Source organism: Leptothrix mechoopdaensis (SeqCode), assembly GCF_053893855.1.
Map to the genome: position 1 here is coordinate 3,902,321 of NZ_CM132699.1, position 22,973 is coordinate 3,925,293.

The 22,973-nt window shown below is 71.4% G+C and carries 23 protein-coding genes; 10 read left to right on the forward strand and 13 right to left on the reverse strand.

All coding sequences use genetic code 11. The annotated features are described in order from the left end of the window. The first annotated feature begins 67 nt into the window (after window positions 1-67). Window positions 68-1,132, forward strand: a complete 1,065-nt coding sequence (locus tag ACWA7K_RS16885; protein ID WP_456162563.1) for a histone deacetylase family protein — start codon at window positions 68-70, stop codon at window positions 1,130-1,132. A gap of 88 nt (window positions 1,133-1,220) precedes the next feature. Continuing rightward, window positions 1,221-2,504 carry a glycerophosphodiester phosphodiesterase gene (locus ACWA7K_RS16890; protein WP_456162564.1) on the forward strand — a complete coding sequence of 428 codons (1,284 nt, stop codon included), beginning with the start codon at window positions 1,221-1,223 and terminating at the stop codon, window positions 2,502-2,504. A gap of 26 nt (window positions 2,505-2,530) precedes the next feature. Here the strand turns inward: ACWA7K_RS16890 and ACWA7K_RS16895 are convergent, their stop codons facing one another. Continuing rightward, a complete protein-coding gene (locus ACWA7K_RS16895) occupies window positions 2,531-3,457 on the reverse strand; it encodes a M48 family metallopeptidase (RefSeq protein ID WP_456162565.1) in 927 nt (308 codons plus the stop codon). Between the two features lie 42 nt (window positions 3,458-3,499). Continuing rightward, window positions 3,500-5,146, reverse strand: a complete 1,647-nt coding sequence (locus tag ACWA7K_RS16900) for an AmpG family muropeptide MFS transporter (RefSeq protein ID WP_456162566.1) — start codon at window positions 5,144-5,146, stop codon at window positions 3,500-3,502. 106 nt (window positions 5,147-5,252) lie between these two features. Between ACWA7K_RS16900 and trxC the strand changes: the two genes are divergently transcribed. After that, window positions 5,253-5,681 (forward strand): thioredoxin TrxC, encoded by a 429-nt coding sequence (gene trxC, locus ACWA7K_RS16905; RefSeq protein ID WP_456162567.1) that lies wholly within the window; start codon window positions 5,253-5,255, stop codon window positions 5,679-5,681. Between the two features lie 32 nt (window positions 5,682-5,713). On the opposite strand, the gene pyrF is transcribed toward trxC, so the two are convergent. The 4 genes from pyrF to purB are packed head-to-tail and all read right to left on the reverse strand — an operon-like array spanning window position 5,714 to window position 9,784. Further along, window positions 5,714-6,556, reverse strand: a complete 843-nt coding sequence (pyrF, locus tag ACWA7K_RS16910; protein ID WP_456162568.1) for an orotidine-5'-phosphate decarboxylase — start codon at window positions 6,554-6,556, stop codon at window positions 5,714-5,716. After that, window positions 6,553-7,194, reverse strand: a complete 642-nt coding sequence (locus ACWA7K_RS16915) for a DUF4276 family protein (RefSeq protein ID WP_456162569.1) — start codon at window positions 7,192-7,194, stop codon at window positions 6,553-6,555. The genes pyrF and ACWA7K_RS16915 overlap by 4 nt, the downstream gene beginning before the upstream one ends. Next, window positions 7,191-8,393: an AAA family ATPase gene (locus ACWA7K_RS16920; protein ID WP_456210204.1), complete on the reverse strand. Its 1,203-nt coding sequence runs from the start codon at window positions 8,391-8,393 to the stop codon at window positions 7,191-7,193. Before ACWA7K_RS16920 ends, ACWA7K_RS16915 begins: the two co-directional genes overlap by 4 nt. Before the next feature lie 8 nt (window positions 8,394-8,401). Next, on the reverse strand, window positions 8,402-9,784 hold the full coding sequence (gene purB, locus ACWA7K_RS16925) for an adenylosuccinate lyase (RefSeq protein WP_456162571.1): 1,383 nt from the start codon (window positions 9,782-9,784) through the stop codon (window positions 8,402-8,404). Between the two features lie 274 nt (window positions 9,785-10,058). Here purB and ACWA7K_RS16930 point away from each other — a divergent pair, with 274 nt between their 5' ends. Beyond that, a complete protein-coding gene (locus ACWA7K_RS16930) occupies window positions 10,059-10,517 on the forward strand; it encodes a hypothetical protein (RefSeq protein WP_456162572.1) in 459 nt (152 codons plus the stop codon). A gap of 145 nt (window positions 10,518-10,662) precedes the next feature. Here the strand turns inward: ACWA7K_RS16930 and ACWA7K_RS16935 are convergent, their stop codons facing one another. The 3 genes from ACWA7K_RS16935 to ACWA7K_RS16945 form a co-directional block, all read right to left on the reverse strand. Further along, the gene (locus ACWA7K_RS16935; protein WP_456162573.1) at window positions 10,663-11,622 is read right to left on the reverse strand and encodes an AfsR/SARP family transcriptional regulator; all 960 of its coding nucleotides are present in this window, start codon (window positions 11,620-11,622) and stop codon (window positions 10,663-10,665) included. 160 nt (window positions 11,623-11,782) lie between these two features. After that, a complete protein-coding gene (locus ACWA7K_RS16940) occupies window positions 11,783-12,508 on the reverse strand; it encodes a Crp/Fnr family transcriptional regulator (protein WP_456162574.1) in 726 nt (241 codons plus the stop codon). A gap of 64 nt (window positions 12,509-12,572) precedes the next feature. Further along, entirely contained in the window at window positions 12,573-13,700 is a 1,128-nt protein-coding gene (locus ACWA7K_RS16945) for an alanine--glyoxylate aminotransferase family protein (RefSeq protein WP_456162575.1), read from the reverse strand. A gap of 214 nt (window positions 13,701-13,914) precedes the next feature. Between ACWA7K_RS16945 and ACWA7K_RS16950 the strand changes: the two genes are divergently transcribed. From ACWA7K_RS16950 to ACWA7K_RS16965, 4 genes are all read left to right on the forward strand, one after another. Beyond that, window positions 13,915-14,535, forward strand: coding sequence for a HupE/UreJ family protein (locus ACWA7K_RS16950; protein WP_456162576.1), 621 nt, complete (start codon window positions 13,915-13,917; stop codon window positions 14,533-14,535). Next, a complete protein-coding gene (locus ACWA7K_RS16955; RefSeq protein ID WP_456162577.1) occupies window positions 14,532-15,152 on the forward strand; it encodes a HupE/UreJ family protein in 621 nt (206 codons plus the stop codon). Before ACWA7K_RS16950 ends, ACWA7K_RS16955 begins: the two co-directional genes overlap by 4 nt. An 80-nt stretch (window positions 15,153-15,232) precedes the next feature. After that, the gene (locus tag ACWA7K_RS16960) at window positions 15,233-15,910 is read left to right on the forward strand and encodes an FMN-binding negative transcriptional regulator (RefSeq protein ID WP_456162578.1); all 678 of its coding nucleotides are present in this window, start codon (window positions 15,233-15,235) and stop codon (window positions 15,908-15,910) included. A 218-nt stretch (window positions 15,911-16,128) separates the two neighbouring features. Next, the gene (locus ACWA7K_RS16965) at window positions 16,129-16,455 is read left to right on the forward strand and encodes a hypothetical protein (RefSeq protein ID WP_456162579.1); all 327 of its coding nucleotides are present in this window, start codon (window positions 16,129-16,131) and stop codon (window positions 16,453-16,455) included. A gap of 80 nt (window positions 16,456-16,535) precedes the next feature. On the opposite strand, the gene ACWA7K_RS16970 is transcribed toward ACWA7K_RS16965, so the two are convergent. From ACWA7K_RS16970 to ACWA7K_RS16985, 4 genes are all read right to left on the reverse strand, one after another. Beyond that, entirely contained in the window at window positions 16,536-17,273 is a 738-nt protein-coding gene (locus tag ACWA7K_RS16970; RefSeq protein ID WP_456162580.1) for a hypothetical protein, read from the reverse strand. Between the two features lie 28 nt (window positions 17,274-17,301). After that, window positions 17,302-20,094: an EAL domain-containing protein gene (locus tag ACWA7K_RS16975; RefSeq protein WP_456162581.1), complete on the reverse strand. Its 2,793-nt coding sequence runs from the start codon at window positions 20,092-20,094 to the stop codon at window positions 17,302-17,304. Window positions 20,095-20,191: 97 nt separating this feature from the next. Next, the gene (locus tag ACWA7K_RS16980; RefSeq protein ID WP_456162582.1) at window positions 20,192-20,605 is read right to left on the reverse strand and encodes a YkvA family protein; all 414 of its coding nucleotides are present in this window, start codon (window positions 20,603-20,605) and stop codon (window positions 20,192-20,194) included. Between the two features lie 21 nt (window positions 20,606-20,626). Beyond that, window positions 20,627-21,214, reverse strand: coding sequence for a DUF4337 domain-containing protein (locus ACWA7K_RS16985; protein ID WP_456162583.1), 588 nt, complete (start codon window positions 21,212-21,214; stop codon window positions 20,627-20,629). A gap of 127 nt (window positions 21,215-21,341) precedes the next feature. On the opposite strand from ACWA7K_RS16985, the gene ACWA7K_RS16990 reads away from it, so the two are divergent. Then, the gene (locus ACWA7K_RS16990; protein ID WP_456162584.1) at window positions 21,342-22,190 is read left to right on the forward strand and encodes a M90 family metallopeptidase; all 849 of its coding nucleotides are present in this window, start codon (window positions 21,342-21,344) and stop codon (window positions 22,188-22,190) included. 149 nt (window positions 22,191-22,339) lie between these two features. Continuing rightward, window positions 22,340-22,669 (forward strand): hypothetical protein, encoded by a 330-nt coding sequence (locus ACWA7K_RS16995; protein WP_456162585.1) that lies wholly within the window; start codon window positions 22,340-22,342, stop codon window positions 22,667-22,669. The last annotated feature ends 304 nt before the right edge of the window (window positions 22,670-22,973 follow it).

Sequence of the window (22,973 nt, forward strand, 5' to 3'; positions counted from 1 at the left end):
GGGCGCGCAGTGTAGGGTCCGCATCCGACCGCCCAACCGAACCCGGCTCCCGACCGGAAGAACCGCCATGCTGATCGTCCACAACCCCCTGCAGGCCGGCCATGCCGGTCGCCACGAGATGTTCCGCGGCCGGCTGGTGCCGTGCCACGAGACGCCCGAGCGCTTCGACCAGGTCATGGCCGAACTCGCGCGGCGCCCGGTCGGCGCGCTGCGCACGCCGCTGGCAGGCCACGAAGGCGCTGACGACGCGGCTGACGACGCCCGCCTGGCACGCATCCACGACGCCGACTACCTGGCCTTCCTGGCCGGTGCCTGGGACGAGTGGCTCGCGCTCGATCCGGCCCATGCGGCGCTGGACATCCTGCCGTCGGTCTGGCCGAACCAGGGCCTGCGGCGCGACGTGCAGCCGCTGAACTTCTCGGCCAAGGTGGGCCTGTACGGCTTCGACGCCGGCACGCCGATCACCGCCGGCAGCTGGGCGGCGGCCCGTGCCGGCGCGGCCTGCGCGATGGATGCGGCCCGCGCCGTGGCCTCGGGCGAGAGCGCCGCCGCACTCGCGCTGACGCGCCCGCCCGGTCACCACGCCGGGCCCGGATTCTTCGGCGGCTACTGCTTCCTGAACAACGCCGCGCTGGCCGCGCAGACCTTGCGCGACGCGGGCGCCGCGCGGATTGCCGTGCTGGACATCGACTACCACCACGGCAACGGCACGCAGACGATCTTCGAGCGGCGCGCCGACGTGCTGACGGTCTCGCTGCACGGCGATCCACGCACCGAATACCCGTTCTACCTCGGCCACGCCGATGAACGCGGCCACGGCGACGGGCTGGGCTTCAACCTCAACCTGCCGCTGCCGGCCGGCACCGGCTGGGAGACCTGGCACGCCGCGCTGCAGACCGCCCTGGCGGCAGTGCGCGCCCACGCACCCGACGCGCTGGTCGTGCCGCTGGGCGTCGACACCTGGGAAGGCGACCCGATCTCGCGCTTCCGGCTGCGCAGCGACGACTACCTGCGCATCGGCGAGGCCCTCGGCGCGCTCGGCCTGCCCACCGTCTACACGATGGAAGGCGGCTACGCGGCGGCGCAGATGGGGGTCAACGTGGTGAACGTGCTGGTCGGGCACGGGCGGTAGGCGATAGGCCGGAGCGCATTTCACGGGCACGTCACCGGCCCGTCACGGGTACGCCCTAACTTCCGGGCTCCTGCAAGGAGGAGCCTCCATGACCCGTTCCACCCGTCCGACCCCCCTGTACACCCGCGCCGCCCTGGCGCTGGCCGTGGCCACCACGCTGGCCGGCGCCATCGCCACGCCGGCCCTGGCCCGTGACGAACAGGGTGCGCGTGCGCCCGAAGCGCACAAGGCCCCGGCCACCCCGATCGTGATCGGCCACCGCGGTGCCACCGGCTACCTGCCCGAGCACACGCTGGCCTCGTATGCGCTGGCCATCGAGCTGGGCGCCGACTTCGTCGAGCCGGACCTGGTCGCCACCCGCGACGGCCACCTGATCGCGCGCCACGAGCCCAACATGATCGCGACGACCAACGTCTCGAAGCTGCCGCAGTTCCGCGACCGCCTGCGCAAGGCCATCGTCGACGGCATCGAGGAGCAGGGCTACTTCGCCAGCGACTTCACGCTCGCCGAGATCAAGACGCTGCGCGCGGTGCAGGCCGTGCCCGAACGCGACCACCGCTTCGACGGCGAGTTCGAGATCCCCACGCTCGACGAGATCATCGCGCTGGTCAAGCGCAAGTCGGAGACCAAGGGCCGCCAGATCGGCATCTATCCCGAGACCAAGCACCCGACCTATCACCAGCAGATCGGCCTGCCGCTGGAAGACCGCCTGCTCGCGACGCTGGAGAAGGCCGGCTGGAACCACCGCGACGCGCCGGTCTACATCCAGAGCTTCGAGACCGCGAACCTGAAGTACCTGCACAGCAAGACGCGCGTGAAGCTGGTGCAGCTGGTCGATGCCAACGACCAGAACCCGGACGGCTCGCTGGACTTCACCGCGCCGTTCAACCGCCCCTACGACTGGACCGTCGAAGGCCGCACCGGGCTGTTCAAGGACGTGCTGACCCCCGCCGGCCTGGACGAGGTGAAGACCTACGCCGACGGCATCGGCCCGTGGAAGTACTACCTGCTGCCGACCGCCTGCACGCTGGTCAACGGCGTCTGCGCCGACATCAACGGCGACGGCAAGGTCAACGAGGCCGACCGCCATCGCCTGCCCGGCACCGACGTGGTCGCCAACGCCCATGCACGCGGCCTGGTGGTGCATCCGTACACCTTCCGCAACGAGCAGCGTCGCCTGTCGGCCGATGAGGGCGGTCTGCCGGCCAAGGAGTACATGGCCTTCTACGCCCACGGCGTCGACGGCCTGTTCGCGGACTACCCGGACACCGCCGCCGCGGCCCGCGTGCTGCACCGGCTGGACACCGACGCGAACGGCCTGCGCTGCCTGCTGCGTGAGCGCGACTGCGCCAAGCCGGCCGGCCGCGACTGAGCCGCAGCGGCCTGGGGCTTCAGGCCTCAGGCCACCGGCGGCGGCGTGAAGCGGCGGGCGGGCTTGGGCGCGCGTTCGTAGAGGCCGGTGACCTTGTCGAGGTTGGCCTCGATCTCCTGGATGCGGGTCGTGCTGCTCGGGTGGGTCGACAGGAACTGCGGCGGCGCGCCCTTGGCGGCCTGCGCCATCTTCTGCCAGAGCGTCACGCCGGCCTGCGGGTCGTAACCACCACGGGCCGCGAGCTCCATGCCGACCAGGTCGGCCTCGGACTCGTCCTCGCGGCTGAAGCGCAGCGTCAGCAGCTGGCCGCCCATGTCGGCCAGGCTGCGACCGACGTCACCCAGGCCCAGCAGGGCCGAGCCCAGGCCGATCAGGCCCTGCGTGGCCGTCGTCTTGCCCATGCGCTCGCGGGCGTGTTCGCGCAGCGCGTGGGCCATCTCGTGGCCCATGATCATCGCGACCTCGTCGTCGCTGAGCTGGAGCTTCTGCAGGATGCCGACGTAGAAGGCGATCTTGCCGCCGGGCATGCAGAAGGCGTTGAGCTCCTGGCTGCCGATCAGGTTGACCTCCCACTTCCAGGTCCGCGCGCGCGGATTCCATTCGTAGGTATGGGGCTTGAGCTGCTCGGCGATGGCGCGCAGCCGGATCACCTGCGGGTGGTTGTCGGGCGCCAGCGCGCCCTTGCCGGCGGCTTCCTTCTGCAGCGCGGCGTAGTTCTGCTGGGCGGCCTGCTCGACCTGGGCGGCCGGCACCAGCTTGGCGAACTTGGAGGTGCCGCCGACCTCGACGCCCTCGCGGGCCCAGGACGGCAGCGCGGCCAGCGCGCCAGCCCCCGCGACGAGGCCGGTGAACAGCCGGCGCGAGGTCGGCGCGTGCCAGGCGCAGCCGCAACCGCTGCGGTGCAGGTGGACGGGGGTCTCGAGGGTGGCGTCGGTGACGAAGTCTCGGCTCATGGGGTCACGGCTCGCGGTTGGGAGAACGGGGGAAGGCGTTGATCAGTCATCCGCCAGCGCTGCGGTCGGGTCGACTTCCAGCGCCTGGACGGTGACGCGCATCGTCCACAGCAACCACAACGCGGGCAGCGCGGCGACCGTGGACAGCACGAAGAAACCGGGCCAGCCGATCGACTCGGCCAGCACGCCGGCCAGCGGGCCGACCCAGACCCGCCCGACCGCCGCGAAGGCGCTGAGCATGGCGTATTGCGTGGCCGTGAAGCGCTGGCTGGTCAGGCTCATCAGGAAGGCGACGAAGGCGGCCGTGCCCATGCCGCCGGACAGGTTCTCGCCGGCGATCACCAGCAGCAGCGCACCGTCGACCGGCGTGGCCTGCGCCAGCTGCAGGAAGCCCCAGTCGAAGGCCGGCACGGTCAGGCCCGGCAGGCTGCCCTTGCCGGCCACGGCCAGCCACCAGAAGCCGAGGTTGCTGACCATCTGCAGCACGCCGAACACCATCAGCGAGCGCCACAGGCCCAGCCGCAGCATCAGCGCGCCGCCGATCAGCGCGCCGCCGATGGTCAGCCACAGGCCCAGCACCTTGTTGACGACGCCGACCTCGGCCGAGCCGTAGGCCATCGCCTTGAGCAGGAAGGGCGTCATCAGCGAGCCGGCGAAGGCGTCGCCGAGCTTGTAGAGCACGATGAAGCCGAGGAAGGCCCAGGCGCCGGGCTGGCTGAAGTAGTTGCCCAGGCCACCCAGCAGGGTCTCGAAACGGGCCCGCCGCGCCGCCCAGGCCGACAGCGGCAGCGTGAAGGCGATGCCGGCCAGCAGCGCGACCAGGTCGATCCAGCGCTGGCGCAGCGCCGGGGCCAGCGACGAGCCGTCGAACAGCGGCCCGAGCAGCGCCTGCAGCGCCGGCACGAAGGCCTGCTGCGTGACGACGTAACCCAGCGCCACGGCAGCGACCACCGCCAGGAAACCGACCAGGTCGTGGCGGGCCTCGCTGCGCGGCGTCGTGATCGCCGGCAGGCGCGGCAGGACCAGCGCCGACAGCACGGCCGCGCCGACCATGATCGCGGCCATCAGCCGGTAGACCACCGGCCAGCTCCAGACCTTGCCACCGGCGGCGGTGGCGGCGGCGATGTTGGCCGGATCGGTCCAGATCAGCGCGATGCCGCCCGACAGGATCATCGCCAGCCGGTAGCCCAGCACCGACAGCGACGAGCCCAGGCCGCGCTCGGAGGCCGGCAGCAGGTCCGTGCGGTAGGCGTCGATGACGACGTCCTGCGAGGCCGACAGGAAGGCCACGGTGACCGCCAGCAGCGCGAAGGCCTGCAGGGCATCGCGCGGCGAGGTCACCGACAGCGCCAGCAGGGCGGCCGCCAGCAGCAGCTGTGTCAGCACCAGCCAGCCGCGCCGCCGGCCCAGGCCGGGGACCTCGAAGCGGTCCATCAGCGGCGCCCACAGGAACTTGAAGGTGTAGGGCAGGCCGACCAGGCTGAGGAAGCCGATGGTCGCGACGTCGACGCCGTCCAGGCTCAGCCAGGCCTGCAGCGCCTGCCCGGTCAGCGCCAGCGGCAGGCCGGAGGCGAAGCCCAGCAGCAGCACGACCACGAGACGCCAGGCGCGGCGGGCACGGGCCGGTCCGCTCAGGGGCTGGGCGGGCGCGGCGAGCGCGACGGCAGGTTCGGGGCGGGCAGAGGTCATCGCCAAATTCTAGGAGTCGGCCACCGGGCCGCCGGCACGCATTCCGGGCGCGCCCTTGAAGCCCGGCCTGCGACGCCCACATGGCAGGCGTCGACCGGAGAACCACATGCACATCGCCTGCGCCCATTGCGGCGCCACCAACCGCGTCCCGCCCGAACGCCGGGCCGAAGACCCGACCTGCGGCCGCTGCGGCCAGGCCCTGCTGCCGGCCGAGCCGGTGGTGCTGACGGATGCCCGCATCGACGCGGTGCTCGGCCGCACCGAGCTGCCGGTGCTGATCGACATCTGGGCGCCCTGGTGCGGCCCCTGCCGGACGATGGCGCCGCATTTCGCCCAGGCCGCGAAGGCGTGGCAGGGACAGGTGCTGTTCGCCAAGCTCGACAGCGACGAGAACCCTCAGACGTCGGCCCGACTGGGCATCCGCTCGATCCCGACGCTGGTGCTGTTCGCCGGTGGGCGCGAGGTCGCGCGCCAGAGTGGCGCGATGAGCGCGCCGCAGCTCGACGCCTGGCTGCGGCAGGCGCTGCGGGCCTGAACCGGCCGCGGTGCCGGATCAGCAGTGCCGGATCAGCGCCGCGCCGCGTTCAGCGTTGCCCGGGTCGCCAGCGCGACGCGGCGGGCCGCCTCGGCGAAATCGTCGCCGTTGCTGGCGTAGAGGATGGCGCGCGAGCTGTTGACCACGATCGGGCCGGTGATGGCGCCGGCCGCATCGCGCAGCAGCCCGGCCTGCACGGTGGCCACGGCATCGCCGCCCTGCGCACCCACGCCGGGGATCAGCAGCGGCAGCGTCGGGGCGAGCTCGCGCACGCGGGCGATCTCGGCCGGGTAGGTGGCCCCGACGACCAGGCCGATCTGGCCGTTGCGGTTCCATTCCGACTGCGCCAGTGCGGCCAGGTGCTCGTACAGGCGCGGCTGGCCGGGCAGGTCGGCCAGGTGCTGCATCTGCCAGTCGTTGCCGCCCGGGTTGGAGGTGCGGCACAGCAGGATCGCGCCCTTGTCCGGGTAGCGCAGGTAGGGCTCGATCGAGTCGAAGCCCATGAACGGCGACAGCGTCACCGCATCGGCCTGGTAACGCTCGTAGGCCTCGCGGGCGTACTGCTCGGCGGTGCTGCCGATGTCGCCGCGCTTGGCGTCGAGGATCACCGGCACGTCCGGCGCGACGCGCTTGATGTGCGCCATCAGCCGTTCGAGCTGGTCCTCTGCCCGCTGCGCCGCGAAGTAGGCGATCTGCGGCTTGAACGCGATCACCAGGTCCTTGGTCGCGTCGACGATGCGGGCGCAGAAGTCGTAGATGCGCGAGGCATCACCCTTCCACGCACCGGGAAACTTCGCCGGCTCCGGATCGAGTCCGACGCACAGCAGCGAGTCATGCAGCCGTTCGGCGCGGGCGAGCTGGTCGAGGAAGTTCATGGTGGCGTATCCGTGGTGGGTCGGTTGATCGTCGCTGCGGACGCCAGCGCGAGCGTATGGCGCTCCCAGTCGTCGCAAAGCTTTCGGAATGAGCGGCTGCGCTCTCGAGCCATCTGCAGATCGATGTGGCGGGCAAACGTGGCCTGATCACTGATCGGGTGGTATCGACGCGGCCCCATGCGCTTGCCCAACCAGCCCTTGGCATCGCGCGGTGAATCCGATGGCACCTTCTGGTCGTCCGGCAACAGCGACAAGCCAATGACCTCGACCAGTGAATCCGCTGCCGCGATGAACCATGCCTCGAACTCCCGATTGGCCAGCACGACCGCGACCCGCCTGTGTGGCAGGACGCGCTCGGCCTGAGAGCGCAGACTGGCGGCGAGGGTGACGGGGCAGTCATCGTCGGCATCCAGCAGGATCAGGATCAAGTCATCCGATCCGCAATAGTTGGCTGCCAACCGAAGGTATCGCTCGAACTCGTCCGGGCGATTCAAGAGTGTCATGCGATGCACGCGGATCGGTCGAAGGACATCCATCGCGCAGTGCGGCGTGAACTGGCGCGCGATGCGGCGAAGGAGCACGGGCAGCGCCAGGACCTCACCGTCGCCTTCCACGATCGGACACACCCGGGTGATCACGGCCCAAGATCTCCGAACAGGCTGATCTGGACCTGCGGTGCCGACAACTCCGCCGCGTCGACCGACAGCTGTCCCAGCCTCAGCAACTCGCCGGCCGTGAAGAGGTGCTCGCGCATGGTCTTGCGCGAGCCCTCGTCGATGCCGCCGATCCGGGTCTCGCCGTCTTGAGACAGCACGGCCCGGATGGACTCTGCCGGCAGGTCCGGGTCATCCAGCAGGTCCGGGCTGTGACTGGTGACGATCACCTGCGTGCGCAGGGAAGCGCGTTGCAGGGCGTCTCGAAGTGCGCGGCTGGCCGCCGGATGCAGGGCGGTCTCGGGTTCCTCGATGCCGACCAGGGACGGTGCGTGATCAGGGTTGCCCTGGAACAGGGCTGTCAGGACGCCAAGGGCACGCAAGGTGCCGTCTGACATGGCCTGTGCAGAGAAGCCCCAAGGATGTTCTGACCCGGCAATCCTCTGCTTGAACTCCAGGGTCTCCAGCGGGCCCATCGACTTGCGTTCGACGCCTTCGATGGCCGGCACCACCATTTGCAGGTATTGCTCGATGTATTCGAGCGACGCCGGTGCATGGCGCTGCAGGTGAGCGATCACGCTGGCGATGTTCTCTCCGACCGGCTTCAGCAGACGACCATCCTGGGGCTTCTGCAACTCGCGCATCACCTTCGGGTTGAGGTTGTAGAACCCCATGCCAACCAGCGCATCGAACGCCGGGCGAAAGGCCTGGAAGCCCGAAGCGGTGACCAGGGCCAGACGATCCGGTGTCAAGGCTGGAAAGACACCTTCGCTGCTGGCCACCATGCGACCGCGTTCGACCTTGAAATGAGGACCGTTCCCCTTGCCGCCGATCGAGCATTCCTCGGAGGCCACCTCGAAGCCACCATCGGCCAATGCGCCGATGTTGAAGGCGTAGTGACCCGATCGACCATCGCGCAGGGTGAACTCCAGCCGGATCCCGAAGTGCCGGGGATGACCACGCGAATGCCGCCGTACCTCTGCCCAGCCGCCGCGCTCGTTGAGTGCCACCTCCAGCGAGCCCGTCAAGGCATCGCGAACGAGATGCATGGCATCGATGAAATTGCTCTTTCCGGACCCGTTGGCTCCCACCAGATACGTGAGCGCGCCAAGTCGGACATCACATTGCCCGATGCTGCGGTAGTTCCGCAGAACGACGCGAGTCAGGAACAGAGGGGAGGTCATCAGGGTGCTCAGCCGATCCGCCGCGCCAGCTCGGCCGCCGCGCCGGTGTAGCTGGCGGGGGTCATGGCGAGCAGGCGGTCCTTTTCGGACTGCGGCAGCGCGAGGTTGGCGATGAAGCCCTGCATCAGCGCGCGCGTCATCGGCTGGCCGCGGGTGAAGGCCTTGAGCTGTTCGTAGGGCTGCGGCAGGCCGTAGCGGCGCATGACGGTCTGGATCGGCTCGGCCAGCACTTCCCAGGCGCCGTCGAGGTCGTCGGCCAGCGCGGCCTCGTTGAGCTGGAGCTTGTCCAGGCCGCGCAGCAGGCTGTCGTAGCCCAGCTGCGCGTAGCCCAGCGCGACGCCCATGTTGCGCAGCACGGTCGAGTCGGTCAGGTCGCGTTGCCAGCGGCTGATCGGCAGCTTCTGCGCCAGATGGGTCAGCAGCGCGCTGGACAGGCCGAAGTTGCCCTCGGCGTTCTCGAAGTCGATCGGGTTGACCTTGTGCGGCATGGTCGACGAGCCGACCTCGCCTTCCTTGGTCTTCTGCTTGAAGTAGCCCAGGCTGATGTAGCCCCAGACGTCGCGGCTCCAGTCGACCAGGATGGTGTTGGCGCGCGTGACCGCGTCGAACAGCTCTGCCATGTAGTCGTGCGGCTCGATCTGGATCGTGTACGGGTTGAAGCTCAGGCCCAGCGCGCCTTCGACGACCTGGCGGCTGAAGGCCTCCCAGTCGTGCGCGGGGTAGGCGCTCAGGTGGGCGTTGTAGTTGCCGACCGCGCCGTTCATCTTGGCCAGCAGGGCCACGCCGGCGATGCGGCCGCGGGCGTGCTGCAGGCGGGCGACGACGTTGGCGATCTCCTTGCCCACCGTCGTCGGGCTGGCGGTCTGGCCGTGCGTGCGGCTGAGCATCGGCACGGCGGCGAAGTCGTGTGCCAGCGCCGTCAGCTTGGCGACGATGCGGTCCAGCGTCGGCAGCAGCACGGTCTCGCGGGCGGCCTTGAGCATCAGCGCGTGGCTGGTGTTGTTGATGTCCTCGCTGGTGCAGGCGAAGTGGACGAACTCGCCGGCGGCGACCAGCTCGGGCAGGTCGGCGAACTTCGACTTGAGCCAGTACTCGACCGCCTTGACGTCGTGGTTGGTGGTGCGCTCGATGTCCTTGATGGCCTGCGCATCGGCTTCGCTGAACTGCTCGACCAGCGTGTTCAGGTGGCTGCGGGCGGCGGCCGACAGCGGCGCGAACTCGGCGAAACCGGCATCCGACAGCGCGATGAACCACGCCACCTCGACCTGCACGCGGCGGTGCATCAGGCCGTATTCGCTCAGCAGCGGACGCAGCGCGCCGAGCTTGCCGGCGTAGCGGCCATCGAGGGGAGACAGGGCGGTCAGGGCGCTGAGGGAGGAGGCTTGGGACATGGCGCGGGGCCCGGCGGACGGGCTCGTTCGAGGGAATCCGGAATTGTAGGGAGGCCGCTGTCGCCGCCCGTCATGCGCCCGACATGCGCCCTGAACCACGTCCGGCACCACCTCCCGCACCGCATCGGCCATCACGCCGCAGCACGTCCCGGCCATGCGGCCGCGCAAGAGGCGATTCCTACATTGGATCTGTCGACGGCACCGGACCCGAACCGGTCCGGACCGCCGACCCGGCATCCGCCACCGTCATCCAACCGCAATCAGGAGAGAGATCATGTCTGTCAGCCTCAACCCCGTCGAATTCGAGACCAACATCCCCGGCATGGCGCTGAGCAACGTCACCGCCGCGGTCGCCGACCTGGCGCCGGTCGCCAAGAACGAGCTGATCGTCGACATCAACCACGCGATCGAGGTCACGATGCGCTGGGACCAGACCGGCACCAGCCCGTGGACCGACTTCTTCCTGGACCTGGCCGGCGCCACCTGGCACCTGAAGGCCACGCTCAAGCCGGTGGACGGCGGTGCGTCGGTGCCGGCGATCGTCACGTCGGCCTTCGCCGGCGGCCCCGGCATGCGCACGGTGCAGGTGCAGTTCCCGGCCAACACCCTGGCCGTCGGCACCTACGAGCTGTTCGTGACCTGCCACCTGAAGTCGGCGTCGAACGTGCACCTGGCCACGTCGATGCTGTCGAGCCATCGCGTGATCGAGCTGTTCCAGAGCGTGATGGTCTGAACCGGCCGAAACGCCCCCGAGGGAGCCCCGAGCCCCCGGCACCGTCAGGTGCCGGGGGCTTTCTGTTGTCATCCGCAGATGAAACGCGAACGGCCTGCCCCCTTGCGGAAGGCAGGCCGTCGGTGACGGACCCGGTTCGCGTCGGTCAGGCGACGCTGCCCTGGCCGATGCGGCGGTGCAGCTCGACGGTCTCGGCCTGCGGTGCGACGCCGAGCTGGCGGCGCAGCGTGTCGACGCAGGCGCGGAACTGGCGCTCGGCCAGCTGGACCTGGCCCAGCCGCGCGTAGCAGCGCATCAGGCGGCGGTGGGCCTGCTCGTTGCACGGGTCGATCGCCAGATGGCGCAGCGACACACGCAGGCAGCCGTGCAGGTCGTCGCGTGATTCACGCAGCCGGGCCAGCCGTTCGAGCACCTGGTTGAAGCGGTCGCGCAGCGCCTGGTCGTCGCAGGCCAGCGCGGGCTCGTGTTCGCCGTCGTCGAGCAGGTCGCTGCGGTACAGCGCGATGGCGGCCTCGTACTCGGTGATGGCGGTGTCGAGGTTGCCGCGCAGGTCCTCCAGCGCGCCGACCTCGGCATGCAGCACGAACTGCTCGGCGTCGAGCCAGACATCGCCCGGCGCGACGATCTGGTAGCCCTCGTCGCCGTGGCGGATCAGGCCGGCGTCGCCGACCGCCCGGCGCAGCCGGTGCAGCGTCACGTGCAGGCTGTTGCGCGCGCCGGCCGGATCGGCCTCGGGCCACAGCAGGCTGCACAGGCGCTGGCGCGACATCGGCCGGCGACGCTGCAGCAGCAGCACGCGCAGCAGCGAGCGGGCCTTGCCGTGCGGCAGGTCCAGCACACGCTGATCGCCGATGCGCAGCTGCAGGCCGTCCAGCATGTGGACCGTCAGCTGCGGCAGCTGCACCCACGGTGCGGCGGCCGGCAGCGGCTGTTCGAAGGGCAGGACCCTGGTCGGGTCGGCGGCCGGGCGTTCGCCGGCAACCGGCTGGGTCTCTGCGGTGGCGATCGGCCGGGTCACGGCCCGGTCCCAGGCGCCCAGCATGCGGCGGGCGGCCTGCACGACATCGGCCATGACGGCCGGTCGGCTCAAGACATCGATTTCCATCGTGGTGACTCCCTTGCGCGTCGATGCCGCGTCACGCGGGCAGTCCGCGCCAACGACATCGACGGTCGAGTCTAGGAATCACCCTCCGGGCGGCGCAGTGCGCAAACGCACAGGCCGGAGGTATCAGGACGATGCCGCCGGAAGGCGCCGCCGGAGCGGCTCAGGCGGCGGTGCGCACCGCCTCGATGCGCTCGGCCAGCCGCGACAGGTCCTCGATCACCAGCGCACCTTCCTCGCGGCCGACCAGCCCGGCGCGGCCGAGGTCGGCCAGCTCGCGGGTGACCTGCTCGCGGTAGCTGCTGATGCGCGCGGCCAGCTCGCTGTGGCTCGGCGCCGGGCGCAGCACGATGCGGTTGTCGGCGCCGTGGTCGTTGATCGCCGCGTCGGCCAGCGCCAGCCGCAGCAGCTCGGCGCACAGGCGCTGCTGGACGTTGAGCGTGCTGAGTTCGTAGACCCGGTCGGTCAGCCGGCGGGCGATGCCGGCCAGATGGCCCAGCAGGCGTTCGGTGATGACCCAGTGGCGCTGCAGCAGCCGCAGCAGGTCGGCGGGACTCAGCCGCGCCAGCAGCGTGTCCTGCAGCGCGACGACGGTGGCCGACCGCGGCGCGCCGTCGATCGCGGCCATCTCGCCGATGGTCTCGCCGGCCCCGGCGTCGCGGAAGCTGACCTCGCGCCCGCTCGGCGACAGCGCGACCACGCGGACCCGGCCCGACAGGATGAAGTAACAGTCGCGGTCGTGGTCGTCGCGCGAGATCACGCCCTGGCGGGCGCGGTAGAGCCGGAACCGGCAGGCCTGCGCGACCTCGGCCAGGACCGGCTCGGGCAGGTCCTTCAGCAGGTGGACGGCGCGCAGGCCGCTCAGCGCATACGCTTCGGTTTCGGACATCCGGCCAGTCTGTCACAGCGACCGGCCATCGCAAGCACCGGTGATGCGACGCGACTGAACGGCGTCAGACGATGTGGCTCAGTGCACGATCCAGCCGGTCGACCGCGGCCGGGACATCGGCGAGCTTGTCCAGCCCGAACAGGCCGATGCGGAAGGTGCGGAAGTCGGCGCCCTCGTCGCACTGCAGCGGCACGCCGGCGGCGATCTGCAGGCCCTGGGCCTTGAGCTTGGCGCCGCTCTGGATCTGCGCGTCGTCGGTGTAGCTGACGATCACGCCGGGCGCGCCAAAGCCGTCGGCCGCGACGCTCGGGAAGCCCTTGGAGGCCAGCAGCGCGCGGGCCCGGCGGCCGAGCTCGATCTGCGCCTCCTTCAGCTTGGCGAAGCCGATCGCGCGGGTCTCGACCATCACGTCGCGCAGCACCGCCAGCGCATCGGTCGGCATGGTCGCGTGGTAGGCGACGGCGCCGCTCTCGTAGGTCTCGGCGATCGACAGCCACTTGCGCAGGTCGCAGGCGAAGCTGGTGCTGGTAGTCGTCTCGATGGCCGCGCGGGCACGCTCGGACAGCATCACCAGGCCGCAGCACGGCGGGCCGCTCCAGCCCTTCTGCGGCGCGCTGATCAGCACGTCGACACCGGTGGCGGCCATGTCGACCCAGACGGTGCCCGAGGCGATGCAGTCCAGCACGAACAGGCCACCCGCCGCGTGCGTGGCGTCGGCGACGGCGCGCAGGTAGTCGTCGGGCAGGATCATCCCGGCGGAGGTCTCGACGTGCGGCGCGAACACCACCGCCGGGCGTTCGGCGGCGATGCGCGCGACCACCTCGTCGATCGGGGCCGGCGCGAACGGCGCCTTCGGGCCTTCGCCGGTGCGACGCGCCTTCAGCACGGTCGTCGACTTCGCGATGGCGCCCTGCTCCAGGATCTGGGTCCAGCGGAAGCTGAACCAGCCGTTGCGGATCACCAGCACGTGCTGGCCGGTCGCGAACTGGCGCGCCACCGCTTCCATGCCGTAGGTGCCGCTGCCGGGCACGACCGCGACGGCGCGGGCGGCGTAGACCTCCTTGAGCGTCGCGGTGATGTCGGTCAGCACCTTCTGGAAGCGCGCCGACATGTGGTTCAGGGCCCTGTCGGTGTAGACGACGGAGTATTCGAGCAGGCCATCGGGATCGACATCGGAACGCAGTGCGGGCATCGTGGACTCCAGTCGCCGGGCGGGCCGGCTCAGGTCGGGACAGGTCGTGGGACAGCCGGGAAAGGCGGTCGACCAGCTTACACGCCAGCCCCCCGCCATCGGCCTGCCGGGTCAGGGGGGATCCACCGGGTCTTACCCTGATCCGTGACAGGTCACCGACCGAACTACCCTGCGCGACTTGCCAGACCGCCGCCCCCTGCACAGGAGCACCACGATGACCTCCAGACGACGCCCACCCGCCGAGCCCCGCCTGCGCCGCGCCAGCGCCCTGCTGTTGCTGCTCGCGCTGTCGGGTGCCGCGCAGGCCCATGCCGATGCCACGACGCTGGCCGGCGGTTTCTGGAGCGGCTTCCTGCACCCGGTGCTGGGTTGGGACCATGTCGTCGCGATGGTCGCCGTCGGCCTGTGGGGCGCCTTCCTGGGCGTGCCCGCCATCTGGCTGCTGCCGGTGGTCTTCCCGACCGTGATGGCCTTCGGCGGCGCGCTCGGCGTGGCTGGCGTGCCGCTGCCGGGCGTCGAGATCGGCATCGCCGCGTCGGCCATCGTGATCGGTGCGGCGGTCGCGCTGGCCTGGCGCGCGCCGATCGGGCTGGCAGCCGTGCTGGTCGGCGCCTTCGCGGTCTTCCACGGCCATGCCCACGGCACCGAGCTGCCGCAGGCCGCCAACGCGGTCGCCTTCAGCGCCGGCTTCGTGATCGCCACCGGCGCGCTGCACCTGGGCGGCATCGCGCTGGGCCTGCTGGTGCGCTGGCCGGCCGGCCGCTGGGTGGTGCGCGCCAGCGGCGGCGCCATCGCGCTGGCCGGTGCGTTCTTCCTGACAAGGGCTGTCGCTTGAGCCGCCACCTCGACATGAAGACCGGGCGCTGGCTCGCGCTGGCGCTGGCGCTGGCCGCGCCGTCGGCCTGGGCCCACGGCGCCATCCCCGGCGGCAGCGCCTTCTTCGGCGGGCTGGTGCATCCGGTGCTGGTGGCCGCCCACCTGTTCGGCCTGATCGCGGTCGGCCTGCAGGCCGCGCAGCAGGGGCTGTCGCCACGGGCGCACGAGCTGATCGCGCTGGCCGCCGGCCTGTTCGCCGGGGCGCTGGCGGCCGGTGCGCTGGGCGATCCGGACACCGACCGCGCGCTCTGGCTGCTGGTGATCGCGACGGCGCTGGGCGTGACGCTCGGCCGCGTCCAGCCGGTCGCCTACCGGCTCTGGATGCCCGCCTGCATCGGCCTGGCGATCGGGCTGGGCTCGGGCGATCCGGCCTTGCTGGGCGCGCGCCGCATCACCGCGCTGGCCGGCAGCCTGGTCGGCGCGCTGGTCATCGCCGCGCAGCTGGCCGTCGCCGTCGAGGCCGTGCTGCGGCGCTGGCCCCACCCGGCGCTGCGCATCGGCCTGCGCGTGCTGGCGTCCTGGGTGGCGGCCTGCGGCGTGCTGCTGACGGCGCTGGCGCTGCGGCCGGCGGGTTGATCGATCGCCGCCCGCTCCTTTCCCGTTCTTCTTCCCGCTCCATTCCCTTTCTTCCTCCGTTCTTCTTCCCGCTCCCCGCCATGTACCTCCCCAACCACTTCGCCGAGACCCGTCCCGAGGCCCTGCACGCGCTGGTCGCCGCGCACCCGCTGGCCACGCTGATCACCGCGACGGCGGGCGACGGGCCGGCCGACGACCTGGCGATCGACGCCAACCCGATCCCGCTGGTCTTCAGCGCCGACCGCGGCGAACACGGCCGGCTGCGTGGCCATGTCGCGCGCGCCAACCCGCTGTGGCGCACGCCGGGCGCCGAGCGGCCCGAGGGCGTCGCGGTGCTGGCGGTGTTCCACGGCCCGCAGGCCTACGTGACGCCGTCGTGGTATCCGTCCAAGGCCGAACACGGCAAGGTCGTGCCGACCTGGAACTACGTCGTCGTGCACGCACGCGGCCGGCTGCGTGCGGTCGATGCCGACCCGGCCTGGCTGCGCACCCAGCTCGACACCATCACCGGCCAGCAGGAAGCGCCGCGCGACCGGCCCTGGCAGGTCGGCGACGCGCCGGCCGACTACATCGAACGGATGCAGGCGGCCATCGTCGGCATCGAGATCGAGGTGACCGGCTGGACCGGCAAGTGGAAGGTCAGCCAGAACCAGCCGGACGCCAACCGCGACGGCGTCATCGCCGGCCTGCAGGCGCAAGGCGACAGCGCGGCGGCGGCGGTGGCGGCCTGGGTCGAGGCGCTGCGGCCGGCGCGCTGACGGCAACCACCGGGGCGCGGCCTCGGGCCTCGGGCCTCGGGCCTCGGGCCTCGGGACTCGGTGTTGACCCTGGGTCGGGCCACGGCCGGCCGTCCTGGGTCCGGTGCTTGCTAAACGAGCAGACCTGCGGTCCTGTCCGGTGCAGTCCAAGCCGCGCGGCGAGCCGTGGGCAACCACCCACGAATCCGTGCCCGAACGGATCACCTGGAGGCGACACCATGGTCCTGCTCGACAACCTGCCCAGCGACTCCGTGCTGCGGCGTCACGCCACCACCGAACGACTGCGCGTGCTGGGGCTACCCCCCACCGACGCCGTCCTGCGCCGGCACCACCAACAGCTGCTGGCCGCGCAGCAGGCCCGCGCGGCGGCGGCGTCCGCAACCGCCAAGGCGGCACCGAAGACTGCGTCGGCGGCCCGTCCGGCACCGGTCGCGGCCCGCCCTGCGGCAGCGGCAACACCGGCCGCGGCAGCGGCAACACCGGCCGCGCCAGCGGCCGGCGGGGGGCTGTTCGGCTGGCTGCGCCGTGTGCTCGGCCTGAACTGAGCCGATCCGGGCGGAACACTCTGCGCCGGAGCCGGCGCAGAGAGTCACCCTCGCGCCCGTTCAGCGCCGTTCAGCGCCGTTCAGGGGCGATCGGCGCCCAGCAGCGCCTTGGCCGCCTCGATGCGCAAGGCCAGCGGCACGGCGCCGTCGTTCATCACCGCCAGCAGGAAGGCGCGGGGCTCGGCGTGGGCGGTCGCGGGGTGCGTCGTCGCGGCCCAGGAGGGTGCGGCGGGGGGCGCCATCGACGGCACCGGTTCCGGCGCCTGCAAGGCCTGTTCGAGCGCCGCCGTCGCCGCCGTCAGCTCGGCCGGCCGGATCGGCTGGAGCTGGGCCAGCACATGGGCCTGGGCCTCGTCGCCGGGGGGGATGTCCAGCCAAGGCGTCTCGGCGAACAGCGGCGCCAGGTCGGGCGCGACGAAGGCCGACCAGTTGCCGGTCGCCTCGTTCAGCGCCGGCACCGGCCGGGCGTGGCGCGGCGGCGCCGGCTGCGGCCACAGCACCACCCGGTTGGCCGGCAGGTCGGCCAGCCAGCGCCGCCGCAGCAGCGCCAGGAAGGCATGTGCCGCATCGACCGCGATCGGCTCGGCCAGCGAGAACCACAGCTGCAGGCCGTCCGTCCCCGACGCCGCGATGGCCGGCGCCGGCAGCGCCAGCTCGGTCTGCACGCCACGCCAGACCTGCGCCAGCGTGTCCCAGTCGGCCGGCCGCGCCAGTTCCAGCACGAGGGCGCGGACACGGCCTTGAGCGTCGATCAGCGGTTCCGCCGCGACGGCATCCAGGAGGAAGAGGCGGCGAAGTTCAGTGGCGAGTCGGGACATGGGTCGTTTTGGGTGGACGTCGGCGGGTCTACGCCAGCTCGCGCTGCCAGGCACCGCTGGCGAGCCACTGTGCGCGCCAGCGCGGGAGGTCATCGGCCGGCATCGCGCGGGCGATGCCGTAGCCCTGCGCCAGGTGGCAGCCCATCGCCAGCAGCGCGTGGCCGTGGGCCAGGGTCTCGACGCCCTCGGCAATCACCTCGCGGTCGAAGGCGGCGGCCAGGTCGATGACGCCGCGCACGATCGCCAGGTCCTCCGGGTCGTCGAGCATGTCGCTGACGAAGCTGCGGTCGATCTTCAGCGTGCCGGCCGGCAGCTTGCGCAGGTAGGTCAGCGACGAATAGCCCGTGCCGAAGTCGTCGAGCGCGAAGCCCACGCCCAGCGCCATGCAGCGCTTCAGGATCTCGGCCGCCTGCTGCATGTCGGCGATGACCGAGGTCTCCAGCACCTCCAGCTGGAACTGGCTGGCGTCGACGCAGGGGTGGCGCGCCAGCGCGTCGGCCAACCGGTCGACGAAGAGCGGCTGCAGCAGGTGACGCGGGCTGATATTGACGCTGACCGGCAACACCAGGCCGTCGACGCGCCAGCTGGCGAGCTGCGCCAGCGCCGTGTCGATGACCCATTCGCCGATCAGCGGTTCAAGGTCGCTGCCCTGCAGCACCGGCAGGAATTCGCCCGGCGCCAGCAGGCCGCGCTGCGGGTGCCGCCAGCGGATCAACCCTTCGGCGCCGGTGACGGTGCCGTCGCGCAGGTCGACCTTGGGCTGCCAGTGCAGCTCGAACTCGCCGTCGCGCAGGGCATCGCGCAGCCGCGCCAGCTGCTCGCGGCGCTGCTGGTCGACGCGGTCGATCTCCGGATCGAACAGCTGGTAGCGGTTCTTGCCGGCCTGCTTGGCCAGGTACATGGTCTGGTCGGCGTGGCGCAGCAGCGTGTCGGGGTCGTCGTCGTCGTTCGGATAGAGGCTGACGCCGATGCTGGCCGACAGGCTCAGCAGGTGATCCTCCGCCTGCACCGGCTGGCGCGCGGCGTGCAGCACGCGGTCGAGGATCTGGGTGGTCTCCTTGATCGACCCCAGCTCCGTCAGCAGCAGCACGAACTCGTCGCCCCCGAGCCGCGACAGCGTGTCCTCGGGCCGCAGCACGCCCTTGATGTGTTCGCCGATGCCGATCAGCAGCTGGTCGCCGATGGCGTGGCCGAGCGCGTCGTTGACGGCCTTGAAGCCGTCCAGGTCGATGAAGCAGACGGCGCCTAGCCGGCCGCTGCGACCGGCCCGCAGCACCGCCTGTTCGAGCCGGTCGGTCAGCAGCCGGCGGTTCGGCAGGCCGGTCAGCGGATCGAAGTGGGCGACCCGGTCCAGCTCGGCCTCGTGCGCCTTGATGCGGCTGATGTCCGAGAAGACGCTGACGTGGTGCAGCAGCTGGCCGGCCGCGTCGCGCACCGCCGTGATCGACTGCAGGACCGGGAACACCTCGCCGTTCTTGCGCCGGTTCCAGATCTCGCCGTGCCAGTAGCCGCGCTGCTCAAGCGCGGCCCAGAAGGCCTGGTAGAAGCTGGCGTCGTGCCGGCCCGAGGACAGCAGCCCGGGCGTGCGCCCGATGACCTCGTGCGCTTCGTAGCCGGTGATGCGCGTGAAGGCCGGGTTGACCTGCGTGATCAGGCCGTCCGCATCGGCCACGATGATCCCCTCGTAGCTGTTGTCGAACACCGCCGCCGACTGGCGCTGCGCCAGTTCGGCCTGCTTGCGTTCGGTGATGTCGGTGTGCGTGCCCGACATGTTCAGCGCGGTGCCGTCGGGCGCCCGGTCAACCACCCGGCCACGGGTCAGCACCCAGCGCCAGCCGCCTTGTTTGTGATGCATGCGCAGCTCGACCTCGTGCAGCGGCACCTCGCCGGCCAGGTGGCGACGGATCGACTCGAGCGCCCGGGCCAGGTCGTCCGGGTGGACCAGCGCCGGCCAGTTGGCGGTCGTCACGTCCATCTCGCCGGGCTGGTAGCCGAGCATGGTCTCCCAGCGAGCGCTGACGCGGAAATGGTCGGTCGGCAGGTCCCAGGTCCAGTAGCCCTGGTCCGAACCCTCGATCACGCGGGCCAGCTCGCGCCGGTTGTCGTCCAGCTCGCGGGTGCGTTCGGCGACCCGCTGTTCGAGCCGCGCCTCGTTGTCGGCCAGGGCCTGCCGGCTGGCCTCGGTCTCGCGCAGCTGTCGGCGGATCAGCAGGTAGCTGCCGACCAGCAACAGCACCAGCGCGACCGACGCGCCCGCACCGGCGACCACCATGCGCTGGCCGGCGCGCCGCTGCTCGTCGGTCCGGACCGCCAGCTGGCGGGTCTCCTCGGACTCCATCGCCTGCATCAGCTGCTGCATCCGGGTCCGGGTCTCGACCAGCGGTGCGGTCCTCGCGTAGGCATCGGCGGCCCCGGCGGCGCCGTCACGGCGCAGGCGTTCGACCGTGCGAGAGATGGCCAGGCGCTGATCGACCACCTCGCGCAGCTGCGACCAGCGCTGATGCTGTTCCGGCTGACCGGCCAGCAGCGTCTGCAGGTGCGCCAGCTGCTGTTCGCGCCGGGCGATGGCCTCGTCGCGCTCGGTCAGCCGGCCCAGGTCACCGGTGACGCGATAGGCCTGCGTGTTCAGCTCGACCAGCGCCGTGTCGACACGGACCTGCGCCAGACCCTGCAGCACGTCCTGCGTGTGCCGCACCCAGGCGCCGGCTTCGCCTGCCTGCTGGCCGATGCGCCAGGTGATCGCCGCCAGCGTCGACACGACCACGATCGACGCCACGAAGGCGGCGAGAACCTGGGTGCGGAATCGGGACGTGGACGGCATGGCGGCGGTCGCGATACAGGCTGCGGGGCCGGAAAAAGGTCTTGTCCATTCTGCGTCGAACCTGAATTCCCAACCGGCGGGCGGATCAACACAACGCTCAATTGCGCCACGAGCGCACGGCCAGCCACGCCAGCAACAGCCAGATCGCCACGATGACCCAGGCGCCGACGTGGCTACTCGGCTTCGCCTCACGGCGCGCCAGCCAGGCGTCGGCCTCCTGCCGACCGTGCGCGCGCACATGCGGCGGCAGCAGCCGCACCGCCAGCCAGATCAGCGCGGGCAGCAGCAGCACGTCGTCCAGCCAGCCCAGCACGGGGATGAAGTCGGGGATCAGGTCGATCGGGCTGAAGGCGTAGGCCACCACGAAGGCGGCCAGCAGCCGGGCCGACCACGGCGTGTCGGGGTGGGCGCGCACGAACCACAGCGTCAGGACATCCCGCTTGACCCCGCGCGCCCACGTCCGCGAGGCGATCAGCAGGTCGCGCGCGCGGCGCCAGGGGCTGCGGAACACGGTGTGCGCAGCCCGGCGCCGTCAGAGGTGCAGCAGGGCCGCGCCGCCGAGCACGAGACCCAGTCCGCTGGCCAGGAACATCGCCACCTCGACCCACTTGCGGCGCGTCAGCAGCGCGATGGCCGCCAGCGCGATCGAGATCTGCAGGGCGGTCGTCGCCTGGGCCCAGCGGTGATGGAGGTGCAACTCGGCCTCGCTCTTGTCGTCCCAGGCGGTGGCCTCGGCCTCCAGCTTCTCGGCGGCGGCCTTGATCTCGCCCTTTTCCTTCTTGTAGCGCTCGATCTCGGCCTGGTAGGTCGCCTGCTTGTCGGCCGGCAGCACGTTGACCATCACCTCGTAGAGGTTCTGCTTGCTGCTCTTGGCCTGGTAGTAGTTCCACTGGTTCGACGCCTCGGTCTTCTTGATCGCGGCGTTGTTCTTGTACAGGCCGGCATTGGCCTGCGTGGCCCCGCCCATGTAGGAGAACAGCGCGCCAACCGTGGCGAGGATGGCGGTGGTGACGGCGATGGTGCTGGCGAAGCCGTCCTTCTTGTCGCCGTGGCCGCCGTGGGCGGCGTGTTCGACCTCGTGGTCGTGCGGGCCGTGGACGTGGAAACCGTGACCGGACATGGTGGCTGTGCTTTCTGGGTTCGTGGGTGAATGACCGGCGGTGCGTGCCCGCCGAGGCCGCGATTATCCGAAGCCGGCCCCGGCCTGCAGGGCTTGAATCACGCCGGCCGGGGCGCATGTGGCCGTGATGCCTCTCGACAACCCTCTCGGCGCCCCGGTCGGCACCTGGCCGCTGCTCGCGCTGACCGGCGCCGGCCTGGCCGCCGTCGCCGCGCTGGCCAGCCAGACCTGGCGACGCGAGCGGCGCCGCGCGCGGCTGCGCGCCACGCCCTTCCCGCCCGCCTGGCGGCGCATCCTGAGGCGACGCGTGCCGCTGGTCGCGCGGCTGCCGGCCGACCTGCAGCTGCGGTTGAAGGGGCACATCCAGGTCTTCCTGGCCGAGAAGCCCTTCATCGGCTGCGAGGGCCAGCCCATCACCGACGAGGTCCGCGTGACCATCGCCGCGCACGCCTGCCTGCTGCTGCTGGGCGACGCCCGCGCGCAGGTCTACCCGCAGCTGCGGCAGGTGCTGGTCTACCCGGCCGCCTTCGCGGTCGAACGCGAACAGGCGCTCGGCGGCGGGCTGGTGCGCCAGCAGCGCATGACGATGTCGGGCGAGTCGTGGACCCACGGCCAGGTCGTGCTGTCCTGGCCCGACGTGCTGGCCGGCGCGGCCGATCCGGCCGACGGCCGCAACGTCGCGCTGCACGAGTTCGCCCACCAGATCGACCAGGACAAGGGCCACGCCGACGGCCAGCCCTGGCGCCCCGGCAAGCGCCGCCGCCGGGCCTGGGCGCAAGCGATGTCGGCGGGCCTGCACCGCCTGCGCAGCGAGCCGTCCGAGGTCATCGACGGCTACGGCGCGAGCGACCCCGCCGAGTACTTCGCCTGCGTCACCGAAGCCTTCTTCGAACGCCCGCGCGACCTCGCCGCCGAGGTCCCGGCCGTCTACCGCGAACTGGCCCTGCTGTACGGCGTCGCCCCGGCCGGGTGGTGAGCGGGCGAGCCGGTGATGACGTCCACGCCGAACGCCGGCCCGGCGTGACGGATGTGACATCCGCAACCCGCGCGACGCTTGAAAACCCCCGTGGCCACCGCATGTGTGGGGCATCCGTCAACCTTGACCCGTCCCCATCGGAGCCCCCCATGACCGCACCGTCCACCGAGTCCGTCCGCAGCCGCGCCCAGGCCCTGCTGGTGCTCGCCGGCCTGCTGGAACGGCTCGAACGCAGCCCCGTCCGCGTCGACCCGGCGCAATACCGCACGGTGGTCGACCGCCTGTCGGCCGCGCTGATGGAAGACTGGCCGCAAGACCTGATCGACGCCCTGCTGAAGGCCCACCCGTCGACCGCCGAGCTCTACGAGAACCTCCACTACGCCCACGCCGGCCTGTCACGCGCACCGCTGGAACGCTCGGTGGCATCGGAGCAGGCGGCCAGGGCGCTGCTGGCGCAGGTGGCGCGCGGCGTGCGTTGAAGCGGCAGTCCGTCGGACACGAAGAGACCGAGCGGGGGCGCGAACCCCCTCCCCCTGGCGGGGACTCCCCCTTGGCAGGGGGAGAGTCGACCGAGAACCGCCACGTCGACGAGCGCGCCGCCTTCAACTCTCCCCCAGCCAAGGGGGAGTACCCCGGTCCCCGGGGGAGGGGGTCAGCAGCCTCCCGAGCCACACCCACGCCACCCCCAACGCCCAAGCCATCGTCGCCCTCCGGCGACGCACTTGATTGGCGCCGCCGGATGGCGGCGGAACATGGCCCCTTGAACGTGCCTTGAATCCACTC

Bases quoted from the DNA above. Each gene is read 5' to 3' on its own strand.
- ACWA7K_RS16885 (WP_456162563.1), top strand. From the start codon at position 68: ATGCTGATCGTCCACAACCCCCTGCAGGCCGGCCATGCCGGTCGCCAC.
- ACWA7K_RS16890 (WP_456162564.1), top strand. From the start codon at position 1,221: ATGACCCGTTCCACCCGTCCGACCCCCCTGTACACCCGCGCCGCCCTG.
- ACWA7K_RS16895 (WP_456162565.1), bottom strand. From the start codon at position 3,457: ATGAGCCGAGACTTCGTCACCGACGCCACCCTCGAGACCCCCGTCCAC.
- ACWA7K_RS16900 (WP_456162566.1), bottom strand. From the start codon at position 5,146: ATGACCTCTGCCCGCCCCGAACCTGCCGTCGCGCTCGCCGCGCCCGCC.
- trxC (WP_456162567.1), top strand. From the start codon at position 5,253: ATGCACATCGCCTGCGCCCATTGCGGCGCCACCAACCGCGTCCCGCCC.
- pyrF (WP_456162568.1), bottom strand. From the start codon at position 6,556: ATGAACTTCCTCGACCAGCTCGCCCGCGCCGAACGGCTGCATGACTCG.
- ACWA7K_RS16920 (WP_456210204.1), bottom strand. From the start codon at position 8,393: ATGACCTCCCCTCTGTTCCTGACTCGCGTCGTTCTGCGGAACTACCGC.
- purB (WP_456162571.1), bottom strand. From the start codon at position 9,784: ATGTCCCAAGCCTCCTCCCTCAGCGCCCTGACCGCCCTGTCTCCCCTC.
- ACWA7K_RS16930 (WP_456162572.1), top strand. From the start codon at position 10,059: ATGTCTGTCAGCCTCAACCCCGTCGAATTCGAGACCAACATCCCCGGC.
- ACWA7K_RS16935 (WP_456162573.1), bottom strand. From the start codon at position 11,622: ATGGAAATCGATGTCTTGAGCCGACCGGCCGTCATGGCCGATGTCGTG.
- ACWA7K_RS16940 (WP_456162574.1), bottom strand. From the start codon at position 12,508: ATGTCCGAAACCGAAGCGTATGCGCTGAGCGGCCTGCGCGCCGTCCAC.
- ACWA7K_RS16945 (WP_456162575.1), bottom strand. From the start codon at position 13,700: ATGCCCGCACTGCGTTCCGATGTCGATCCCGATGGCCTGCTCGAATAC.
- ACWA7K_RS16950 (WP_456162576.1), top strand. From the start codon at position 13,915: ATGACCTCCAGACGACGCCCACCCGCCGAGCCCCGCCTGCGCCGCGCC.
- ACWA7K_RS16960 (WP_456162578.1), top strand. From the start codon at position 15,233: ATGTACCTCCCCAACCACTTCGCCGAGACCCGTCCCGAGGCCCTGCAC.
- ACWA7K_RS16965 (WP_456162579.1), top strand. From the start codon at position 16,129: ATGGTCCTGCTCGACAACCTGCCCAGCGACTCCGTGCTGCGGCGTCAC.
- ACWA7K_RS16970 (WP_456162580.1), bottom strand. From the start codon at position 17,273: ATGTCCCGACTCGCCACTGAACTTCGCCGCCTCTTCCTCCTGGATGCC.
- ACWA7K_RS16975 (WP_456162581.1), bottom strand. From the start codon at position 20,094: ATGCCGTCCACGTCCCGATTCCGCACCCAGGTTCTCGCCGCCTTCGTG.
- ACWA7K_RS16985 (WP_456162583.1), bottom strand. From the start codon at position 21,214: ATGTCCGGTCACGGTTTCCACGTCCACGGCCCGCACGACCACGAGGTC.
- ACWA7K_RS16990 (WP_456162584.1), top strand. From the start codon at position 21,342: ATGCCTCTCGACAACCCTCTCGGCGCCCCGGTCGGCACCTGGCCGCTG.
- ACWA7K_RS16995 (WP_456162585.1), top strand. From the start codon at position 22,340: ATGACCGCACCGTCCACCGAGTCCGTCCGCAGCCGCGCCCAGGCCCTG.